An 18,375-nucleotide genomic window follows, 5' to 3' on the forward strand; every position below is an offset into this window, starting at 1 on the left:
GGGGCTACTTGGCTTGGATTGGTTCGCTGGGGCTACTTGGCTTGGATTGGTTCGCTGGGGCGACCTTCGCCGGCGATCACTTGGCCGGCAGGCGGCCGTCCCAGGCAGCCCGGGCGCCCGCGTCGCCGGTGCGGATGGTCTGGATGATCACCAGGACGCCTACGATCACCACAGCGGCGCTCACCACAAGCTCCAACTGGCGGCTCTTCGTTGCCTTGGCGCCCCATCCGTTCGCCAGCAGCGAGGGACCCGACAGCACGAGGAAGCCCAGGACCGCGACCACCGCGAAGACGAGGCAGAACCAGAGCAGCAGAGTGCCGCGCTGCTTGTGCACCTGGACCAACTGGGCCAACTCCGGCACTGCCGACACGAACGCCTTGCCACTCTGCACGGTCACGAAGGCGATCACGAGCGACGCCAGTCCCAGCAGCAGCGTCGGCCAGCGCAGCAGCCACCGCCACTTCGGCAGGACCGCGAAGGCGATCGCCGTGAGCGCGCTCAGCGGCAGCCCCACGACCGCCGCGTGAAGCACCAGGACATGGAGTGGAAGGTCCCCGAAGCGTTCGAACATGACGCCTCCTGCAGTCGGCCCAGCCTTGATCGATGACACTAACTGCACGTTCGACCATCATGGATGGTTCAGATCGTCTCGCAACCGAGCCGCAACCTGCGGACTGGGCCCGCGTACGCTCCGGAGTCAGGTTAGCCTTCCGGCATGCCCTCGCACACCGACGACTTGCGGCTCGCCCACATCCTCGCCGACGACGCCGACTCCACCACGATGGACCGCTACAAGGCGCTCGATCTCCACGTCGCGACCAAGCCGGATCTGACCCCGGTGAGTGAGTCCGACCGCAAGGTCGAGGATGTGATGCGCAAGACCCTGTCCCGGGCCCGCCCGCGGGACGCCTTCGTCGGCGAGGAGGAGGGCACCACCGGCTGGGGGGTCCGCCGCTGGGTGGTCGACCCGATCGACGGCACCAAGAACTACATCCGCGGTGTCCCGGTCTGGGCCACCCTGATCAGCCTGATGATCGAGGACCAGGTCGTCGTCGGGGTCGTCTCGGCCCCAGCCCTCGGCAAACGCTGGTGGGCCTCGTACGGCGACGGCGCGTGGACCGGCCGCGCCCTGATGTCCGCTCAGCCCTGCCGGGTCAGCGACGTGGCCGACATCGGTGACGCCTCGCTGTCGTACTCCTCCCTCAAGGGCTGGGAGAAGCTCGGCAAGAAGAACCAGTTCGCCGACCTGATGGATTCCTGCTGGCGCACCCGTGCGTACGGTGACTTCTGGTCCTACATGCTCGTCGCGGAAGGCGCCGTAGACATCGCCGCCGAACCGGAGCTCAACCTCTACGACATGGCCGCCCTCGCGATCATCGTCGAAGAAGCAGGCGGCAGATTCACCTCGGTCGACGGCGTCCCCGGCCCCAGCGGCCCCAACGCCGTTGCCACCAACGGCCTCCTCCACGACGAGGTCATCGCCCGCTTCGCCAACTAGCTCTCTACCGAAGTCGACGCGCCGCGTAGTACAGGCGGATGCAGTGCCGCGACCCGCCTCGTACAGCGCGGAAACAATTTTGCACGGAGGGGCAAAAAGTTTCCGCCCTGTTCAAGCCAACCCCTCACCCCGGAAGGAATCGGCGGCGTACTAGTCGTTGGAACGTTGGAGGCGCCAGACCGACGGGACCAGGAGGGTCAGGAGTACTACGAGGACGTGGAGGGCGGCGCCGTAGAGTTCGACGACCTTGGCGCTGAGGACCGCCGCCAGGTAGCCGACCGCGAGTTGGCCGATGGGGTTGGCGATGAACGAGCCGAGCATGTCGTAGGACGCGACCCTGGAGAGCTTGTCCAGCGGGATGTGCTGGCCCAGCGCGGTCTCCCAGCCGATGCCGAACATGTCGAACCCGATGCCGACCACGAACGCCATCGCGGCCACCGCCCACGTGTACGGCGCCAGCGCCAGGCAGACGAACATCGGTGCGGAGACCAGCATCCCGAGCATGCCGATCCGTAGCGGGTAGCGCGGTTTGACCCGGATCATCAAGATGCCGCCGGCAATCAAACCGGCACCGAAGCAGGCGCTGACGGCACCCCAGCCGACCCGGCCGAAGGTGTCGTCGGCGATCACCGGGCCGAGGGTGGCGTAGCAGGCCGTGAAGATCATGTTCGTGATCAGGAACGAGACCACGACCACCCAGACCCACTGACGGGAGACGAACTCCGCCCAGCCGACGCGCAGATCGTGCAGCACGGAGGTCGTCGCGCGCTCAATCCGTGGCAGCGTGAGCCTTGACAACAGCAGGGCCGCTGAACCGAACGTCAGGGCGTCCACCAGCAACCCGATGCCGGGACTGGTGAATCCCACGATGACACCGGCGACCGCGCCACCTCCGATCATCGCGACGGACCGGGCGAACCCGGAGACAGCGTTCGCTTGCGGAAGCTCGGCCCGGTCCACGATCGACGGCAGGATCCCCGTCATCGCCGGCATCACGAAGGCCGCGGCGATCCCGTTGGCTGCCTCGATGGCGGCGAGCTGCCAGATCTGCGCATGTCCCGACAGCACCAGACCGGCCGCCAACGCCTGGGTCAGCGCGCTGACAGTGTTCGCGACCACCAGGACGAGGTGCCGCGGCAACCGGTCGGAGATGACTCCACCGATGAGCAGGAACACCACGTTCGGGATGCTCCGTGCCGCGAGCACGAGGCCGACCGCGCTGGCCTTGTCGGACACGTCCAGCACTGCGAAGACCAGCGCGATCGGGGCGATGGACGAGCCGAGCAGCGAGACGAACCGGGCCGTGACGAAGATGCGGACATCGCGATGACGCAGTACTGCGAGGTCCGAGCGCCAGCTCACCCGCTCACCGGGCGTGACGAATCGAGGTCACGGCTCCGGCGGGCGGGCAGGCGGTGATCACGATCCGCATTCTGCCAGATCTGCCGCTGGCGGCCCTGATTCGCTACCTTTGGGTATTGGCCCTTCGAACTGCAGGAGGCTCCGTGAAGATCAACGACGTACTGCGCGGCAAGGGCAACCAGGTCGTCACCATCTCCCCAGAAGCCACTGTCACCGAGCTGCTGGCTCTGCTGGCCGAGCACAACATCGGTGCGGTGGTGGTCAGCCCGGACGGCTCCTCCGTGGGCGGCATCGTCTCCGAGCGCGATGTGGTCCGGTTGATGAACGGGACTCCGGACGCTGGCGAGGTCCGGGTGAGCGCGATCATGACGTCGGAGGTGCACACCTGCGGGCCGGACGACCACATCGACAACCTGATGCGGCTGATGACGGACCGCCGGATCCGGCACGTCCCGGTGGTCGTGGACGGCGCTCTGACCGGCATCGTGTCGATCGGCGACGTGGTCAAGACCCGGATCGGCGAGCTCGAGTTCGAGCGCGAGCAACTGTCCAATTACATTTCGGGTTAATTCCCTTCGGTGTTCCTGGGTCCGGGACCCGGCTATCCGCCCGGCCCTGGCCAGGGGTACCGCCCGAGCACGGGACGCCTCGGGTCACCACGACCCAGGACACCCGACCCAGGGACACCTACGCCCTGGGCGACCGCGGCTCGACCTGCCTCCGCACCCCCAGGTGAACTCAGCCTGGGCATGAGCAGCTGAACCAGGGCCCGGCGAGCATCCGCCGGGCCTGGCGTCATCCGAGTGTGACGGTCAGCTCAGCTCGGTGATGTCGTCGATTCCCAGGCCGGTGAGCTGACCGCGCACGTCCTTGGTCTCACCTACGATGACCACCAGCAGCCCGCTGGCCCCGACGTACCGGCGGTAGGCCTCGGTGGCCGTCTCGGCGGTGGTCGCGGCGATCTGCGCGAGGTAGGTGTCGGCGAAGTCCAGCGGCACGCCCGCGGCGATGTTGCTGCCGACCTGCTGGGCGATGGAGTCCGCCTGCTCGTACCGCAAGGGCGCAGTGTGGATCAGGCTGTCCTTCGCCTCCTGCACCTCCCGGTCGGTCAGGCCGTCGCGCGCTTGCTTGAGGATCCGCAGCGCGTCCTCGATCGCGGCGCCGGTCACCTCAGTACGAACAGCTCCGCCCAGGCTGAAGGTGCCTCCCTTGCGGGGCGCGGTGAAGCTGGTCCGGGTGCCGTAGGTGTAGCCCTTCTCCTCGCGGAGCACGGTGTCCACCCGGGAGGTGATGGTGCCGCCGACGACGTGGTTCGCGACCGCGGCCGCTCCCCAGATGTCCTCACGGCGGTCCGGACCCGGGCAGCCGATCAGGAGCTGGCTCTGGACCGAGCCCGGGCGGTTCACCAGCACGATGCGGTCGCCGGGGACATACAGCGGCTCGGGTGTCTCGATGGCGGGACCGACCGAGGAGGACCACTCGCCGAACGCGTCATCGATGATCGACGCCACGTCGACCCCCGAGGCATCCCCCGCGAACAGGATCTGCGCTCGACCAGGGCCGATGTTCTCCAGGTAGAACTGCTCGACCTGGACGTTCGTGAGCGGCCGGATCGTGTCCGGCGTACCAGCCGTAGGGCGCGAGCGCCGTACGGACGGGTCGAAGAGGTGCGCGGCGAACGCCTCGCGGGCGCGGTAGCCCGCGTTCGCGCGCTCCTGGTTGATCTCGCCTAGCCGGATCGTCACGTGCCGCCCGACGTCGCCCTCGTTGAAGGCCGGCCGGGTGACCGCCTCGGCGAGCAGCCTCACCGCGGGGGCCAGGTGCGAGACCGGCACCGAGATCTCCACGTGCAGCGCGTCCGAGCTGACGTCCACCCCGTACGCTGCGCCGTGGCGCTCCAGGGCGGCGGCGAACTCGTTGGCGGACCTGAGCTCGGTCCCCTCGTCGAGCGTCCGCGACATGATCGTGGCGACGCCCTCGAGGTCGCGCGGTTCAGCCACCAGCGGCATCGCGATGGTGACCCGCACCGTGGCGACGTATTGCCCCGGGCGGTCGAACACGTGGACCGGCGTACCGGCGCGGGTCGTAGTACTGGTCGAGACCGGGAACTTCCACGGCCGCGGTGCCGCGACGGCGGGCGGGGTGGTCAGAAGCTGGCTCATTCCTGCTCTCCTGCTGTCTCGGCTGCTGCTTTCGCGCCTGCGGCGGAACTCTCACTGCGTTCGGCTGCGGCGTCCACGTCTTCGGCAGGGCGGCGGTAGGTGACCTGGACGCGGCCGTCGGCGCGAATCCACTGAGCGGCGACCTGCTGAACCTGCTCGGCGGTGACCGCGCGGAGCTGGTCGATGCGGGTGTTGATCCGGTTCGGGTCGCCGAACAGCAACGCGTGGTGCGAGATCTCGTCGGCCCGCCCGGAGCAACTGGCCAGCTGCTCGAGCCAATCGCGCTCGGCCTGGGCCTGCACGGTCAGCAACTCCTCTTCGGTGATGCCGTTCTCGGCGAGCTTCTCGATCTCCTCGAGCAGCGCGTCCTCGACCTCCTGCAGGTCGACGTCCGCCGAGGCGATCCCGGTCAGCGTGCCGAACGAGACCCCGCCGATCAGCGGCAGAGCGCCGCCCGAGACCGACTGGGCGATCTGCTCGTCACGGACCAGCCTGCGGTTCAACCGCCCACTCTGCCCTGCCGCGAGCACGTCGAGGGCGAGCGCGGCGGCGTCCAGCTCCGGCGTACCGTCCACCGGCAGGCGGAACATCATCGTCACCAGGTCGGACGGAACATCCTCCACCACATCGTCTCGCAGTACCTCGGTGAGCGGCCCGATCGTCCCGTCCGGCGCGGCCGGCGGCTGCGGAATCGCCGGCAGGTGCCCGAAGTACCGCTTGGCCGCGTCGAACGCGTCCTGCTCGGTGACGTCCCCGACGATCGTCAGTACTGCGTTGTTCGGGCCGTAGTACTTCCGGAAGAACGCGTGCACGTCCTCCAGTGCGGCGGCATCCAGGTCCTCCATCGACCCGATCGTCATGTGCGCATACGGGTGGCCCTCGGGGAACAGCAGCCGCACGAGCCGCTCGTACGAATCACCGTACGGCCGGTTGTCGTAGCTCTGCCGCTTCTCCTCCTTCACCACGTCCCGCTGGTTGTCCAGGTTCTCCTGGTTCACCGCGTCCAGCAGGTACCCCATCCGGTCCGCCTCGAGCCAGAGCGCAAGATCCAGCCCACCGCTCGGCAGCGACTCGAAGTAGTTCGTCCGGTCGAAGAACGTGCTCGCGTTCAGACTGGCGCCCGCGGTCTCCAGCAGACTGAAATGTTGCCCGGACTCGACGTTGCGCGACCCCTGGAACATCAGGTGCTCGAAGAGATGCGCGAATCCGGTCAACCCCGGCGGCTCATGGCGAGACCCCACGTCATACCAGAGGTTCACAGCGACGATCGGCACAGCCTTGTCCGAGCTGACGACGACACGCAGTCCGTTGTCCAGCGTCTGCTCGGCAATGGGATAGGTCAGCGGCATGTCGCCACCCTACGTGGTGTTCCACCTCCACCCACGGGCCGTTCGCCACCAGCGCACACGTCAGCGCGCGCCCCCACACAACTCCTCGGTCGCCGCTCCATCCGCCTCGGTCCGCGGCTCCTGTGTCGTCGCTCGACGGCAGCAAGATGGTTCGTACGGCGGCGGACGCCTACGCCAAGTCCGCCTCGTCGCCTTGAGAGACCAGCGTGGCCCGCGGACCTGCGAGTTGTTGCGAGTTGTTGCGAGTTGTCGCGCAGTACGACTAGCCCTTGATTGCTCCGCCCAGGGCGAACGCTCCGCCCAACTTGCGGCTCAGGAGGAGGTAGAGCATGAGCACGGGGAAGGTGTAGATGAGGGAGTACGCCGCCAGTTGGCCGTAGTTGGGTTCGCCGTACTGGCCGAAGAAGGTGAAGATGCTGACGGACGCCGGTAGCCGCTCGGGTGAGAGCAGCAGCATGAAGGGGACGAAGAAGTTTCCCCACATGCCGATGAAGGTGAAGATCAGCACCACCGCGATCCCCGGCCACATCAGCGGCAGCACGATCCGCCGGAGCGCCTGCATGCTGCCTGCGCCGTCGACCCAGGCTGCTTCCTCCAGCGAGATCGGGACGCCGTCCATGAACGTCTTGGTCAGCCAGATCGCGAACGGCAGCGAGGCGGTCGCCATGAACATGATCGTGCCGCCGAGCGTGTCGATCAGGTTGAGCTGGACGAACAGGCCGTAGACCGGCACCATTACCGCGGTGATCGGCAGGCCGGTGCAGAACAGCACGGTCAGCAGGAACGGCCGGTTGAACTTCGACTTGAAGCGGGACAGCGGGTACGCCGCGAGCACCGCGCAGATCATCGTCAGCAAGGCGGCGCCGCCGCACAGGATGATGCCGTTCAGGACCGGCCGGTACGTCGTGTCGGTGTTCAGCACGGCCCGGAAGTTCCCCAGGGTCGGGTGGGTCGGGAACTGCACCGTCAGGCCGGCGGTCCGGTTGATCGACGCGAACAACACCCAGAGCAGCGGTAGGACGAACAGCACGCCCATCGCCAACAAGACGAGGTTGGCGGTCAGCTTGCTGACCCGATCACGGGCGATCATGCGGCCTCCGAACTCAGTCCACGCAGATAGATCAGCGAGAAGACCGCGCCGATCGCCAGCATCACCAGCGCGATCGCGGTGCCGTAGCCGATCTGCGAGAAGCTGAACGCCTGCTCGTACATGTACAGCGGCAAGGTCTGGCTCTTGGTGCCCGGGCCGCCGCGGGTCATCGCGTAGATCAGGCCGAAGACGCTCAGCGTCTGCAGCGTGATCAGCATCAGGTTCGTCATGATGGCGCGGCTGATCATCGGCACCGTGACGAACAGCAGCCGACGGAAACCGGATGCGCCGTCCATCTCGGCCGACTCCTCGATCTCCTTCGGCACTTCGCTCAGCGCCGCGGAGTAGACCAGCATCGAGAAGGCAGTTCCGCGCCAGATGTTGGCGATCGACACCGCGATGATCGGCGCCCCGTACAGCCAGTCCTGTCCCGGCAGCCCGATCCTGTGCAGGATCACGTTCAGGGTGCCGTCGTCGTTGAAGAACGCACTCAGCAGGTACGCCGCGACGATCTCGGGCAGCACCCAGGCCCCGATCACGGCGGTTCCGACGAAGTTGCGAACCATCTTCGTCGACCGGCGCATCAGCAGGGCCAGTCCGAGGCCGAGGGTGTTCTGGCCGATGATCGCGGAGATCAGGGTGAACACCAGCGTCAGCCAGATCGAGTTGGTGAAAGCGCTGCTGCCGAAGGCCTTGCGGAAGTTGTCCAGCCCGACGAACCTCACGTTCGCCGCGCCCGTGCCGGTCAGCGCCATGTTCGTGAACGCGGCGTAGACGCAGTACAGGATCGGGCCGGCCAGGAAGACCAGCATCAGCCCGATGGCCGGTGCCAAAGGCAACATCTTCACCAGCTTGGCGGCACGCGGCGGCCCGGTCCGCCCGGCGGACTTGCCGGACGGAACGGGCACAGCGGTTGCAGATGACGTCACAGAGGAATCCCTTCGAAGGGGTACGCCGACCGCTTACTGGCTCTGCGTTGTCGTCTTGTCCTTGCCGACGATGCTCTCGACCGCCTGGTCGTAGTTCTTCGCGGCATCGTCCGGCGACGACTGGCCGGTCATCACGGCCTCCATCGCGGTGATGATCTCGTTGGAGACCTTCGGGTACTCCGGCAGCGCGGGCCGGTACACAGTCACCGCCACCAGGTCGGTGAAGAACTGGGTGCTCTTCGCGGACGACTTGTAGCCCGCATCGGAGGCGACGTCCTTGCGGACCGCGATCTGCGCACCGTCGGTGGCGTACTTGGTCGCGTTCTTCTGCGTCTGCAGCGTCTTGATGAAGCTCCAGGCCGCGTCGGGCGACTTCGACTTGGCCGGGATCGCCCAGGTCCAGCCGCCGGACAGGCTGACCTTGCCCTTGCCCTCACCGGTCTGGGTCGGCATCGCGGTCTGACCGAGCACCTCGGTCCACTGCGGCCACGGCTTGGCGCCGGTCTTCTGCCAGTTGTTGTAGAGCCAGGAGCCGTCGAGCGCGATCGCCAGCTTGCTGTTCGGCAGCAGGTCGCTGCCGACCTTGTTGCCCCAGTTCGGGTCGAGCGACTGCTTCGGCTGCGGCGCCAGACCCTCGGTGAAGATCGTCTTGACGAAGCCGAGCGAGTCCTTGAAGCCCTGGCTGCCGACGACCCACTTGTTCTGGTTGAAGTTGTAGAGGGTGTCCTTGGTGCCGTAGAGCAGCATCTCCAGGCCCTGCATGGCAGAAGCCTCACCCATCGGCTTGCCGGAGTACACGTTCAGCGGGATGACGCCCGGCACCTTGGACTTGATCGCACGAGCCGCGGTGAGCACGTCGTCCCAGGTCTTCGGCTGCCAGTCGGCCGGCAGTCCGGCCTTGGCGAAGATCTGCTTGTTGTACCAGAGCGCACGGGTGTCGGTGCCGTCCGGAACGCCGTAGACCTTGCCGTCCTGGCCCTTCGCGGCGCCCTTCGCGGTCTCCTGGAACTGACTCCAGTCCGACCAGTCCTTGATGTAGTCGTCCAGCGGCCGCAGGTAGCCCGCGGTGATGTCGGAGTTGATCAGGAAGGTGTCTTCGTAGACCAGATCGGGCGCCGTGTTGGGCGAGCGCATCATCAACTGGATCTTGGTGTAGTAGTCGTTCTCACTCGCCACGACCGGCACGATCTCGACCTTCGAGCCGGGGTTGGCCGCCTCGTACTCCGCCTTGGCGCCGGTGAGGAAGGTCTTCATCACCGTGCCCGGACCCCATTGCTGATAGGCGATCTTGATGTTCGCCGGTCCGGAGCTCTGACCGCCGCTCGCGTCCGGCTGTTTGGTCGTCGATCCCTGGCTGCAGGCCGAGACCCCCAGCAGGAGCGCCCCGACAGCGAGCACACCCGCCCGCTTGAAACCGTTCTTCATGGCCATCACGTCCACCTTCGGGCAATCGTTGTCATCCCGGTACCACCGCTCAAACCCAGCGGGCTTTCCGCGACCGTAGGAGCCTCAGACCGGTGAAGTCAATGGTTGACAGACAACGTTGTCCCCTGCTGAGCGGTGACCGGCTCGTAACGATCCGGTCACCGCCGCTTCACATCTCAAACCGTAACGGCCGACGCCTCATGACGGGCATGTACAACGCGCCGGGTGCGGCTGCGGAGCGATCCCAGGCCGCAGAGCACCAGTCCCAGCAGCAACCAGCAGCCGAGTACCAGGAACGGCCGCCCGGCCCCGGCTCCGCCGAAGAAGCTGACAGAGCGGAGCGCAGTACCGGCTGCTCCCGGTGGCAAGAATTGGCCGAGCGCGCCCCAACCGCTGGGCAGCATCTCCGGGGCGCTGGTGAGACCGGACAGCGGGTTGCCCAGCAGCATCATCACCGCGCCGCCCAGCGCCAGACCGGCCGTGCCGAGCAACCACTCCAGCCCCAGCAAAGTCAGCGAGATCGAGCCGATCGAGAGCGCGATCACCCCCGCGTTGCCCCAGTAGCTGCCTTCGAGTGAGCCGAGCCAGTACTGCAGCACCGCGGTCAGCGCGAGCGCTCCGGCCGCGGCGAACCCGATCGCGCCGATCACGCGGCTCCGGCCGCTTTTCACCAACTGCGTAAGGGCTCCGGCCCCGATGATTCCACCGAGCACCAGCGGCAGAGCGCCTGCGGCCAGTCCGGCGCCGCGCGGGTCGTCGGCCGGCAGCGGCACGATGTCAGTCACCTTCGGCGCAACTCCGCCGGTCTGCGCGGCCAGGCGGCCCGGCAACTGGGCCAGGATCTGCGCGACGGCCGGACCACCGGCCGAAGCGGTCAGCACCTCGGGGTTCTGCGGATCGAGCACGATCGCTCCGTAGACGTCCCGGTCCTTGATCGCCTGTACTGCGGCAGCCCGGTCGGGCACGCCGGTGATCTCGAACCCCCCGGGCATCGCCTGCTCGAGACCGGCCTTCAGTTGGCCGGTCACCTGGGACGGACCTGCCACTGCCAGCGGCAGGTCACGCGGTTCCGAGCGGGCGGCCGGCCAGGCGAACGCGATCAGCAGCACCGTCAGCAGCGCGGTGAGCAGCACGACGACGACCAGTACCGGCGGACGCCGGCGATCCTGTGTGACGGGTTGGTCCGCGGACATCTGGCTCGCTCCTTAGACAAGTAAACCGAATGATCGTTCTTTATTGAGCCTGATCCTGGACACTCCGCTTGTCAAGAACGGACATTCGTTTTATGTTCGCGCCATGCCGAAGGTCACCGCCGAACACCGCCTCGCCCGCCGCGCGCAGATCGTCGCCGCCGCTCGCTCATGCGTCGCCGAGCAGGGCTTCCACAAGACGACGATGGCCGATGTGATCCGGGAGTCCGGGCTGTCCGCCGGCGCCGTCTACGGCTACTTCAAGAGCAAGGACGAGATCGTCGCGGCGATCGCCGACGACGCGCTCGGCTCGATCGACAAGCTCTTCGACGAGTTGCTGGCGCGCCCGGAGCCGCTGACCCCGGTCGGCGCCCTGCAGACGGTTCTCGAGCACGTGATCTTCCTCGCGGAACAGCCCGGCGGCGACGTGACCCGGATCGCGGTACAGGCCTGGGCCGAGGCCCTGCACAACGAGGCAGTCCACGCCACCGCATCGTCGAAGTACCTGCTGCTCCGCGGCTACTTCGTCGAGATCGCCCGCCGGGCCCAGGCCGATGGCACCATCGACGCGGACACGGACCCGGAGTACATCGCCCAGGTCCTCTTCGGCATGCTCCCCGGCTTCATCCTGCAACGCCTCCTGCTCGGCGACGTCAGCCCCGCCACCTATACGGCCGGCCTCGCCGCCCTCCTCCGTCCCTGATGAGGAACAAGCGGCACCTCGGCCAAGCGGGACTCGACGAGCTCCTGCGTCAAGCGGGGGTCGACCCCGCCTCGGTGACGGCGTACGACGAGCTCACCGAGGGCACCTTCAACACCGTCTACCGCATCGGCCGGTCCGGTGGAGACCTGATGTTGAAGCTCTCCCCCGATCCGGCCGCTCCGGTGTTGACCTACGAGCACGGCCTGATCCGCACCGAGACGGAGTACTACCGCGCCGCGCTGGGCAAGGCGCCGGTCCCGGAGGTCGTGCACGCGGGCGACGACTTCCTGCTGATGAGCGCCCTCCCCGGTAGGACGTGGTTCTCCCAAGCCGAGGTGATCACTGAGCGGGCCGCTCTCAGACGCGAACTCGGCGCGCTGGTGGCCGGCCTGTACCAGATCACCGGCCCGGGTTTCGGCTATCCGCAGCACGGACTCGTCGACCGGTGGAGTACGGCGTTCCAGTCCATGGTCGACGACGTACTGCGCGATGCCGCTCGCTTCCAGGTGGACGTCCCGGGTGATCAGGTCCGGCGACTGGTACTCGACCGGATCGACCTGCTGGACGGCGTACAGACCGCAGTTCTGATCCACTTCGATCTCTGGGACGGCAACATCCTGGTCGACGACGGAAGGATCACCGGGCTGATCGACGGGGAGCGGGCGTTCTGGGGCGATCCGGTGGCCGAGTTCGTCTCGCTCACGTTGTTCGGCGCGTTGGATGACGACCTGCTCGCCGGCTACGGAAGTCCGGTCGACGCGGAGAAGCTGTCGCTCTACCGCGTCTACCTCTACCTGATCATGCTCGTGGAAGGGACCCCACGCGGCTACGGACCAGAGCACGAACAACTGACACGACTGGTCCGGCGCCACTTGGCCAGGGAACTGAAGGAGCTCGGTCCGTAGCTACATCTCCCGGTGTGATCTCACTTGGCGGGAGTAGGCTCCGCGACCGGCTGGAGGGCGATGGTTGCGGCCTGCACCAGACCGGCGTTGTGCCGCACCCACGCGGACACCGCCAGTTGCAGATCCTCCAGATCCCGCTCCTCCAACGCCACCGGCGGCGTCGGCACACTCGCGCCGAGCTCGGCCAGCACGGGTCGCAGGTGCAGATCCGCCAGCAACTTGTGGCTAGGTGCGGCCGAGACCGTCACCGGGATGACGACCGACCCCGCCAGCGCCTGATGCGGGAGCACATCCAGGAAGCTCTTGAGCAACCCCGTGTAGCTGCCCTTGTAGACAGGCGTGGCCAGCACCAGCACCGACGCAGACGCGGCAAGATCGATCGCGCTGTCCAGTGCCGCCCGATTCTCCTCGGACGCCGCGTCGCCCTGGAAGATCGCCGGAGCGAACGTGACAAGATCGATCAGCTCGTCGATCCGGTACTGCGTACCGAGCTCGGAAGCGAGCAGTTCCGCCACGGAGGCGGCGGCAGTAGCGGTTCGGGAGCCCGGCTTCGGGTTCCCCACCACGGTGACGACAGATTGCGGCCAGGCCGGCGGGTCCGGCACGATCCGCGGCTCGAAGGCGACTGAGGGCATCGGGATCCATCTCCCAGGATTCGGCAGTGAGACCCCGAGCGTAGCCAAAGTCGAGCGCTTTACTTGACTTTCTCAGATGTCGAACGCCTGGCCCTGAGTTTCGCCACCACGAACCAGACCACAGCCCCGACCGCGGCGGCCAGCACCACCCACTGGAAGATCCCGATGGACGACTGGACGACGGTCCACTGCTCGCCCAGCAGATACCCGGCGATGATCAGGGCCGAGTTCCACACCAGGCTGCCGATCGCAGTCAATGCGATGAACAACGGCAGCCGCATCCGCTCCACCCCGGCCGGCACCGAGATCAGGCTTCGCACCACGGGCACTACTCGCCCGATCAGCACCGCCTTCGAGCCATGCCGGTTGAACCAGTCCTCGGCCTTGTCGACGTCCTCCAGCTTCACCAGTGGAATCCGCCCGGCCAGCGCACGAGTCCGGTCGCGACCCAGCACCGCTCCGACGCCGTAAAGCGCGAGGGCACCGACCACCGACCCGAGCGTGGTGAACACGATCGCGGCGACCAGTCCCATATCGCCCCGACTGGCCGCGAAGCCCGCCAACGGCAGGATCACCTCACTCGGCAACGGCGGGAACAGATTCTCCAGCGCCACGGCCAACCCTGCGCCCGGAGCCCCCAGTTGGTCCATCAGGTCGACGGCCCAGCCTGCGATCCCTCCTGTCGGCTCCTGCGTCGCCAGCGCGCTCATCATCACCCGGTCCGCTCCTCGTAGTTCCAGAGCAGGTGCCCATCAATCCCGCACCCATGCGACTGCCACCCAGGATGACCCCGAGCATGACCCGCAGCCACTTCGTCGCCGAACTAGAGCAGAGCGACGCCTTTGCCTTTGAGGGAGGGCGTTGTGATCCTGCGGCCGCTCAGGAGGACAAGCAGCGCGCTGATCGGCCCGTGGATCTCCGGGCCTTCGCCTGCGGACCAGTCGGTGTCGGAGGCGACCAGGCGCACGCCGACGAGGCGTTTGCGGGCTTTGAACGGGAAGGACTTCGACCAGATGCGATCCGCCGCGGCCCGCGCGGCCTCGACTGGCATCTCCCGGCGGATCCCCAGCGGTAGGGCGATGTCCTGCGTGTGGATCAACACGTCCAGCAAGGGATCCGCCGGCGTCGTACCGACCGGATGACGCCTGGAGCCGGCGAACCGCCTGTACTGCGCGACGACCTCGCCGGCGGAGTACTTCGAAGCCGCGCGTCGGGCCTCCTCGAAGACGAACCGGTTGAAGTCACCCCGGGCCCGGGCCATCCCGACCATTACCGGCAACACTCGTGCCTGCGGTGACGAGATCACGTGCGCGGCCACGTCGTGCACGGTCCACCCGGGGCAGACCGACGGCGTGGCCCATTCCGCAGCCGTCAACCCGGAGAGCAGCTCGGCGAGACCGGCCCGCTCGATGTCGACGTACCGCCAGATCTCCTCTGTCTCCATCGATCCCCCAAATTAGTAAGCTTCTCTGACCAGATTAGACAGTCTCTCTGACTACCAGTCAAGATGTGAGGATGCCGGACGTACTGAACCTCGGGTTGCTGCTCTTCATCCCCTATCGCGCGATGGAGAACCGGGTGTTCGAGGCGCTCGCCGCGGCCGGGTTCGACATCACCCCCGCCCAAGGACGAGTGTTCCAGCGGATCGGCGCCGACGGCACCCGCCTGACCGAGCTCGCCGAGCAGGCACAGGTGACCAAGCAGACAGCCGGCTTCCTGGTGGACCAACTGGAACGTGCCGGCTACGTGCGCCGCGTCCCCGACCCCACCGACGCCCGGGCCCGCCTCGTCCAGATCGCCGCGCGTGGGCACGCGGCGGTCCCGATCGCGAACGCGGTGGTCGCCGAGATCGAGGCCGAGTGGAACGCCCACCTCGGCCCGAAGAAGGCGGCCCAACTCCGCCAGGCACTGACCGCCCTCCGCGAGATCACCGATCCGTACGCCTGAGGATCCCCGCCGGTTATATTCCTGGTATGGCAACTACGTTCGAGGTCCTCGCGGAACCAAGGCGGCGCGAGATCCTCGATCTGCTGCGTGGCGGGGAGCGGCCGGTCGGGGAGCTCGTCGAGCAGCTCGCCCTGAGCCAGCCCGCGGTGTCGAAGCACTTGAAGGTACTGCGGGACGCCGGGCTGGTGGAGGTTCGCCAGGACGCCCAGCGCCGCTGGTACCGCCTTAGTCCGGCACCCCTTGCCGAGATCGACGTCTGGTTGGAGCCGTACCGCGACCTGTGGCGCAACCGTCTCGACGCCCTCGAGGCGCACCTCGACCGGATGGACTGACCGCGATCGTCAACGACCCGGACCAGGTGGTCCGGGTCGTCATCTCCCCTGCCGTCCTCCGGCGGCGTCAGGTCATCTCAGGGACTCGCAAATGGGCGACTGCCAGTTCGAACTCGCCGGTGTCCAGCACCTCGGCCGCGGCGTCCTTCGAGGCCGCCGACCGCATCGCCGCGGCGGCGTCCCTGTTCTGCTCCATCGCCTCGAAGCTGTCGTAGGTCACCGACGAGACGGCACGACCTGAGTTGCGATCGACCAGCAGGCTGGCGCTGCAGAAGCCGGCCAGCTCCTCGGCCCGCGGCAGTGACGCGAGCTTGTAGACATCGATCGCTCGATCCATGTCGGCGGGGTCGACCCGCAGCCAGGTCACCCGGACACAGGCCCCTTCGCCCGACCGGTGATCGCGATGCAGGACGGCGATCTCCCACTCCTCGACCTGGGGGCTGCCGCCGAGGATCTCCCCGACGCGTTCCCGGACCGGCTGGAGTGCTTGGTCGGCGGCGCGCATCGCGTCTTCCGACTGCCAGGCGCTGGTGGTGATGCAGCGACCTGATCCGCGATCGACCAGCATGGACAGGCCGACGCAGCCCTCCATCTCCTGGATCTGCGGCATCACATTGTCGCGCACCTCGGCGATGCCGGCGTCGATGGACTCCGGCCTGGCCATGATCGTGGTGGAACGCGCGTACACGATCCACCCCCTTCGGATCGGGGTGGCGCCCCGGTGGCACCACCGGTCGTTTCCACCCTCCTCCCGCTACCGCCGGCTGCGCAATGCCTCTCGGCACCCTGCGATCGCCGACTGCTGATTGACTGTCCGGATGGGTCCCACGAGCACCGCGGACAGTGAATCGAGCCAAGCTCGCGCGCGCCGGTGGTGGGTGCGAGGGCGTGGAGTCGGCACGATTCAACGAGCCGGGAAATTCGTCGACGACGTCGGCTTCGCCCTGCTCTTCCCAGCCCCACGACCGATCGGCCCGTCGCTGTGGGAGGCCGTCGCAGGGGAAGACCGCGAGCCCTTCGGCGCCGGCATGGGCGAGGACGAGCAGAAGGTGTGGGCCTGGAAGGACGAGCTCCCCCGCCGCGGCCTCGCCTGGTACGGCGCGTACCTCGGCGGGCGTGGGACCTTCCTCTCACCCACCTTGCTGGCGGCGCTCTATCCAGGAGCCGGCGAGCTCGACGACCACGAGCAACTGGAGCTGTCGCCGGCGGCACACGAGATCGCCGCGGCGCTGGCAATCGAGCCGCTGTCCAGCGCCGCACTTCGCTCACTGCTCGGCGATCGGAACAAGTACCAGCGGGCGATCACCGAACTGCAGCGCAACCTCCTCGTCACGAGCGCCGGAGTACAGGAGCTGAGCAACGGCTGGCCCGCTGCGCTGCTGACGCTCACCTGCGAGCAGTTCGACGTCGGCGGGCGTGGCGATCACGGCGAGGCGGCGATGCAGTACCTCGACACCATGCTGGACGCCTCCCCCGCCGAGCTGGCCCGAGCCTTCCGGTGGCCGGCCGCCAAGGCCCGGGAACGCTTGGACCAACTGGTCGACACCGGCCGCGCGACCTCTGACGGCACCCGCTACCGGCCGCGTCTCCGCTGACCCCCGCACCGCTCAATGCGCCTCGGCGAGGTCGAAGACGTTACCTTCCGGGTCGCTCAGGGTGACCCAGTGAGCACCGTACTCGCGGAATTCGTTGAGGCGTTTCGCGCCGAGCCCGACGATGCGCTCCACCTCGGCGGTCCAGTCCGCGGCGGCCAGGTCGAGGTGCAGGCGGTTCTTGCCGGTCAGCTCCTCAGGGACCTGGATGAACATCAGCGACGGGCCGTCACCGTGCTTGTTCACGGTGGCGAAGAACTGGTTGCCCTCAGCATCGACCTGCTGGCCGAACACCTGCGCCCAGAAGCCGGCCAGTACGGCGGCGTCGGCGCAGTCGAAGGTGATGTTCTCCAGGGACACGGACATGGTGGATCAACCTTTCATCTGAAGGGGGATCTGCTGGATCGGCCAGCAGATCTCGGTACGGAACTGGGCGGGGTCGGCGACGTCACCAGGACCGACGACGTACAGCTCGCGGATCGGCCCCGGCGCGACCTCGCAGTACTCGGCGACATGACTGCCGAGCGCCCCATAGCTGCGATCGAAATCCTCGAATGGCCCGGCATGCACTCCCACCGCGAAGAACCCGGCCGGCTCGTCGATCAACTCGACCCCTGCTGCCGGCTGCTGGCCCTGCATGGCGGGCAGGAACGCCACCACCTCTCCGGCGTCTTCGGCGAAGAACTCGTCGCTGTACGTCGCGCCCGAGGTGGCGGTGATGCCCTGCCGTGCGGCGATCTCCCCGAGCCGGCCGAAAGCGGACTCAAACCATGGCCCGAGCTGGCTCCGCTCGACGCGATCCGCCACGGCGTACGCGCGGAACGCGGGCACGAACCGGTACTCCACGGACAGTTCGCCGATCGGTTGCGTCAGCATCGCGCGAAGGGATGCGACGACATCCTGGGTCCGGACCAGTTCCCGCTCCATCTGGTCCAGGTGCAGTCGCAGTGCCTGGTCCCGGGTGGCCGCGTCCGGCGCCTCGACCACCGAACGAACCTGCGCGAGCGGCATCCGCAGGTCGCGGAGCCGCCGGATCAGGTGGGCGACCTCCACCTGCGAGGTCTCGTAGCGCCGGTAACCCGAGGACGGGTCGATCCGGGCCGGCCTGAGCAGACCGATGTCGTGGTAATGGTGCAGAGTCTTCACGCTCAGATATGTGAGCCGGGAGAACTCACCGATGGTCACCGACGCGGTCATGACCCAAAGCTTCCACCCTCCGGTCGCCGGAGGGTCAACCGACCGCCGCCGCGGCTTGT

Annotated in this window: 21 protein-coding genes; 7 read left to right on the forward strand and 14 right to left on the reverse strand. The window is 67.5% G+C overall.

Annotated features, from left to right (window positions below):
- Nucleotides 1-76 precede the first annotated feature (76 nt).
- Nucleotides 77-571, reverse strand: coding sequence for a DUF2231 domain-containing protein (locus ABD210_RS27945; RefSeq protein ID WP_344115383.1), 495 nt, complete (start codon nt 569-571; stop codon nt 77-79).
- A gap of 144 nt (nt 572-715) precedes the next feature.
- Between ABD210_RS27945 and hisN the strand changes: the two genes are divergently transcribed.
- The gene (gene hisN, locus ABD210_RS27950; protein ID WP_344115385.1) at nt 716-1,498 is read left to right on the forward strand and encodes a histidinol-phosphatase; all 783 of its coding nucleotides are present in this window, start codon (nt 716-718) and stop codon (nt 1,496-1,498) included.
- Nucleotides 1,499-1,648: 150 nt separating this feature from the next.
- Here hisN and ABD210_RS27955 read toward each other — a convergent pair whose 3' ends face one another.
- Complete coding sequence (locus tag ABD210_RS27955; protein ID WP_344115387.1) at nt 1,649-2,860, reverse strand: MFS transporter; 1,212 nt, start codon at nt 2,858-2,860, stop codon at nt 1,649-1,651.
- A gap of 143 nt (nt 2,861-3,003) precedes the next feature.
- On the opposite strand from ABD210_RS27955, the gene ABD210_RS27960 reads away from it, so the two are divergent.
- Nucleotides 3,004-3,429, forward strand: coding sequence for a CBS domain-containing protein (locus ABD210_RS27960; RefSeq protein WP_344115389.1), 426 nt, complete (start codon nt 3,004-3,006; stop codon nt 3,427-3,429).
- Nucleotides 3,430-3,672: 243 nt separating this feature from the next.
- Here the strand turns inward: ABD210_RS27960 and ABD210_RS27965 are convergent, their stop codons facing one another.
- The 6 genes from ABD210_RS27965 to ABD210_RS27990 all read right to left on the reverse strand — a co-directional run bounded on the left by ABD210_RS27965 (nt 3,673) and on the right by ABD210_RS27990 (nt 11,008).
- Nucleotides 3,673-5,022 (reverse strand): M16 family metallopeptidase, encoded by a 1,350-nt coding sequence (locus ABD210_RS27965; protein ID WP_344115391.1) that lies wholly within the window; start codon nt 5,020-5,022, stop codon nt 3,673-3,675.
- Nucleotides 5,019-6,371, reverse strand: coding sequence for a M16 family metallopeptidase (locus tag ABD210_RS27970; RefSeq protein ID WP_344115393.1), 1,353 nt, complete (start codon nt 6,369-6,371; stop codon nt 5,019-5,021). The genes ABD210_RS27965 and ABD210_RS27970 overlap by 4 nt, the downstream gene beginning before the upstream one ends.
- 262 nt (nt 6,372-6,633) lie before the next feature.
- On the reverse strand, nt 6,634-7,461 hold the full coding sequence (locus ABD210_RS27975; RefSeq protein WP_344115394.1) for a carbohydrate ABC transporter permease: 828 nt from the start codon (nt 7,459-7,461) through the stop codon (nt 6,634-6,636).
- Nucleotides 7,458-8,390, reverse strand: a complete 933-nt coding sequence (locus ABD210_RS27980) for a carbohydrate ABC transporter permease (protein WP_344115395.1) — start codon at nt 8,388-8,390, stop codon at nt 7,458-7,460. The genes ABD210_RS27975 and ABD210_RS27980 overlap by 4 nt, the downstream gene beginning before the upstream one ends.
- Nucleotides 8,391-8,423: 33 nt before the next feature.
- Nucleotides 8,424-9,821, reverse strand: a complete 1,398-nt coding sequence (locus ABD210_RS27985) for an extracellular solute-binding protein (RefSeq protein WP_344115397.1) — start codon at nt 9,819-9,821, stop codon at nt 8,424-8,426.
- 170 nt (nt 9,822-9,991) lie between these two features.
- A complete protein-coding gene (locus ABD210_RS27990) occupies nt 9,992-11,008 on the reverse strand; it encodes a hypothetical protein (protein ID WP_344115398.1) in 1,017 nt (338 codons plus the stop codon).
- A gap of 103 nt (nt 11,009-11,111) precedes the next feature.
- Here ABD210_RS27990 and ABD210_RS27995 point away from each other — a divergent pair, with 103 nt between their 5' ends.
- Nucleotides 11,112-11,708 carry a TetR/AcrR family transcriptional regulator gene (locus ABD210_RS27995; protein WP_344115399.1) on the forward strand — a complete coding sequence of 199 codons (597 nt, stop codon included), beginning with the start codon at nt 11,112-11,114 and terminating at the stop codon, nt 11,706-11,708.
- Nucleotides 11,708-12,613 (forward strand): phosphotransferase, encoded by a 906-nt coding sequence (locus ABD210_RS28000; RefSeq protein ID WP_344115401.1) that lies wholly within the window; start codon nt 11,708-11,710, stop codon nt 12,611-12,613. Before ABD210_RS27995 ends, ABD210_RS28000 begins: the two co-directional genes overlap by 1 nt.
- Before the next feature lie 20 nt (nt 12,614-12,633).
- On the opposite strand, the gene ABD210_RS28005 is transcribed toward ABD210_RS28000, so the two are convergent.
- The 3 genes from ABD210_RS28005 to ABD210_RS28015 all read right to left on the reverse strand — a co-directional run bounded on the left by ABD210_RS28005 (nt 12,634) and on the right by ABD210_RS28015 (nt 14,692).
- Entirely contained in the window at nt 12,634-13,248 is a 615-nt protein-coding gene (locus ABD210_RS28005; protein WP_344115403.1) for an NADPH-dependent FMN reductase, read from the reverse strand.
- Nucleotides 13,249-13,307: 59 nt separating this feature from the next.
- Nucleotides 13,308-13,961: a DedA family protein gene (locus ABD210_RS28010; protein ID WP_344115405.1), complete on the reverse strand. Its 654-nt coding sequence runs from the start codon at nt 13,959-13,961 to the stop codon at nt 13,308-13,310.
- 110 nt (nt 13,962-14,071) lie between these two features.
- Nucleotides 14,072-14,692, reverse strand: coding sequence for a maleylpyruvate isomerase family mycothiol-dependent enzyme (locus ABD210_RS28015; protein ID WP_344115407.1), 621 nt, complete (start codon nt 14,690-14,692; stop codon nt 14,072-14,074).
- Between the two features lie 71 nt (nt 14,693-14,763).
- Between ABD210_RS28015 and ABD210_RS28020 the strand changes: the two genes are divergently transcribed.
- Together ABD210_RS28020 and ABD210_RS28025 are read left to right on the forward strand one after the other, a co-directional pair.
- Entirely contained in the window at nt 14,764-15,195 is a 432-nt protein-coding gene (locus ABD210_RS28020) for a MarR family winged helix-turn-helix transcriptional regulator (RefSeq protein WP_344115408.1), read from the forward strand.
- Between the two features lie 26 nt (nt 15,196-15,221).
- Nucleotides 15,222-15,527 (forward strand): ArsR/SmtB family transcription factor, encoded by a 306-nt coding sequence (locus ABD210_RS28025; protein WP_344115410.1) that lies wholly within the window; start codon nt 15,222-15,224, stop codon nt 15,525-15,527.
- A 67-nt stretch (nt 15,528-15,594) separates the two neighbouring features.
- Here ABD210_RS28025 and ABD210_RS28030 read toward each other — a convergent pair whose 3' ends face one another.
- Nucleotides 15,595-16,215: an antibiotic biosynthesis monooxygenase gene (locus ABD210_RS28030; RefSeq protein WP_344115412.1), complete on the reverse strand. Its 621-nt coding sequence runs from the start codon at nt 16,213-16,215 to the stop codon at nt 15,595-15,597.
- A gap of 130 nt (nt 16,216-16,345) precedes the next feature.
- Here ABD210_RS28030 and ABD210_RS28035 point away from each other — a divergent pair, with 130 nt between their 5' ends.
- On the forward strand, nt 16,346-17,122 hold the full coding sequence (locus ABD210_RS28035) for an AlkZ-related protein (protein ID WP_344115413.1): 777 nt from the start codon (nt 16,346-16,348) through the stop codon (nt 17,120-17,122).
- A 12-nt stretch (nt 17,123-17,134) separates the two neighbouring features.
- Here ABD210_RS28035 and ABD210_RS28040 read toward each other — a convergent pair whose 3' ends face one another.
- Together ABD210_RS28040 and ABD210_RS28045 are read right to left on the reverse strand one after the other, a co-directional pair.
- Entirely contained in the window at nt 17,135-17,485 is a 351-nt protein-coding gene (locus ABD210_RS28040; protein ID WP_344115414.1) for a VOC family protein, read from the reverse strand.
- Between the two features lie 6 nt (nt 17,486-17,491).
- Entirely contained in the window at nt 17,492-18,316 is an 825-nt protein-coding gene (locus ABD210_RS28045; protein WP_344115416.1) for a MerR family transcriptional regulator, read from the reverse strand.
- Between the last annotated feature and the right edge of the window lie 59 nt (nt 18,317-18,375).

Origin of the sequence: Kribbella alba, from assembly GCF_039529635.1 — a bacterium.
Taxonomy (GTDB): domain Bacteria; phylum Actinomycetota; class Actinomycetes; order Propionibacteriales; family Kribbellaceae; genus Kribbella; species Kribbella alba.

Coding starts and splice junctions, on each gene's coding strand:
- ABD210_RS28020 (WP_344115408.1), top strand. CDS start 14,764: ATGCCGGACGTACTGAACCTCGGGTTGCTGCTCTTCATCCCCTATCGC.
- ABD210_RS28000 (WP_344115401.1), top strand. CDS start 11,708: ATGAGGAACAAGCGGCACCTCGGCCAAGCGGGACTCGACGAGCTCCTG.
- ABD210_RS27970 (WP_344115393.1), bottom strand. CDS start 6,371: ATGCCGCTGACCTATCCCATTGCCGAGCAGACGCTGGACAACGGACTG.
- ABD210_RS27975 (WP_344115394.1), bottom strand. CDS start 7,461: ATGATCGCCCGTGATCGGGTCAGCAAGCTGACCGCCAACCTCGTCTTG.
- ABD210_RS28045 (WP_344115416.1), bottom strand. CDS start 18,316: ATGACCGCGTCGGTGACCATCGGTGAGTTCTCCCGGCTCACATATCTG.
- ABD210_RS28035 (WP_344115413.1), top strand. CDS start 16,346: ATGGGTCCCACGAGCACCGCGGACAGTGAATCGAGCCAAGCTCGCGCG.
- ABD210_RS27990 (WP_344115398.1), bottom strand. CDS start 11,008: ATGTCCGCGGACCAACCCGTCACACAGGATCGCCGGCGTCCGCCGGTA.
- ABD210_RS27985 (WP_344115397.1), bottom strand. CDS start 9,821: ATGGCCATGAAGAACGGTTTCAAGCGGGCGGGTGTGCTCGCTGTCGGG.
- hisN (WP_344115385.1), top strand. CDS start 716: ATGCCCTCGCACACCGACGACTTGCGGCTCGCCCACATCCTCGCCGAC.
- ABD210_RS28040 (WP_344115414.1), bottom strand. CDS start 17,485: ATGTCCGTGTCCCTGGAGAACATCACCTTCGACTGCGCCGACGCCGCC.
- ABD210_RS28005 (WP_344115403.1), bottom strand. CDS start 13,248: ATGCCCTCAGTCGCCTTCGAGCCGCGGATCGTGCCGGACCCGCCGGCC.
- ABD210_RS27945 (WP_344115383.1), bottom strand. CDS start 571: ATGTTCGAACGCTTCGGGGACCTTCCACTCCATGTCCTGGTGCTTCAC.
- ABD210_RS27965 (WP_344115391.1), bottom strand. CDS start 5,022: ATGAGCCAGCTTCTGACCACCCCGCCCGCCGTCGCGGCACCGCGGCCG.
- ABD210_RS28025 (WP_344115410.1), top strand. CDS start 15,222: ATGGCAACTACGTTCGAGGTCCTCGCGGAACCAAGGCGGCGCGAGATC.
- ABD210_RS28015 (WP_344115407.1), bottom strand. CDS start 14,692: ATGGAGACAGAGGAGATCTGGCGGTACGTCGACATCGAGCGGGCCGGT.
- ABD210_RS28010 (WP_344115405.1), bottom strand. CDS start 13,961: ATGATGAGCGCGCTGGCGACGCAGGAGCCGACAGGAGGGATCGCAGGC.
- ABD210_RS27995 (WP_344115399.1), top strand. CDS start 11,112: ATGCCGAAGGTCACCGCCGAACACCGCCTCGCCCGCCGCGCGCAGATC.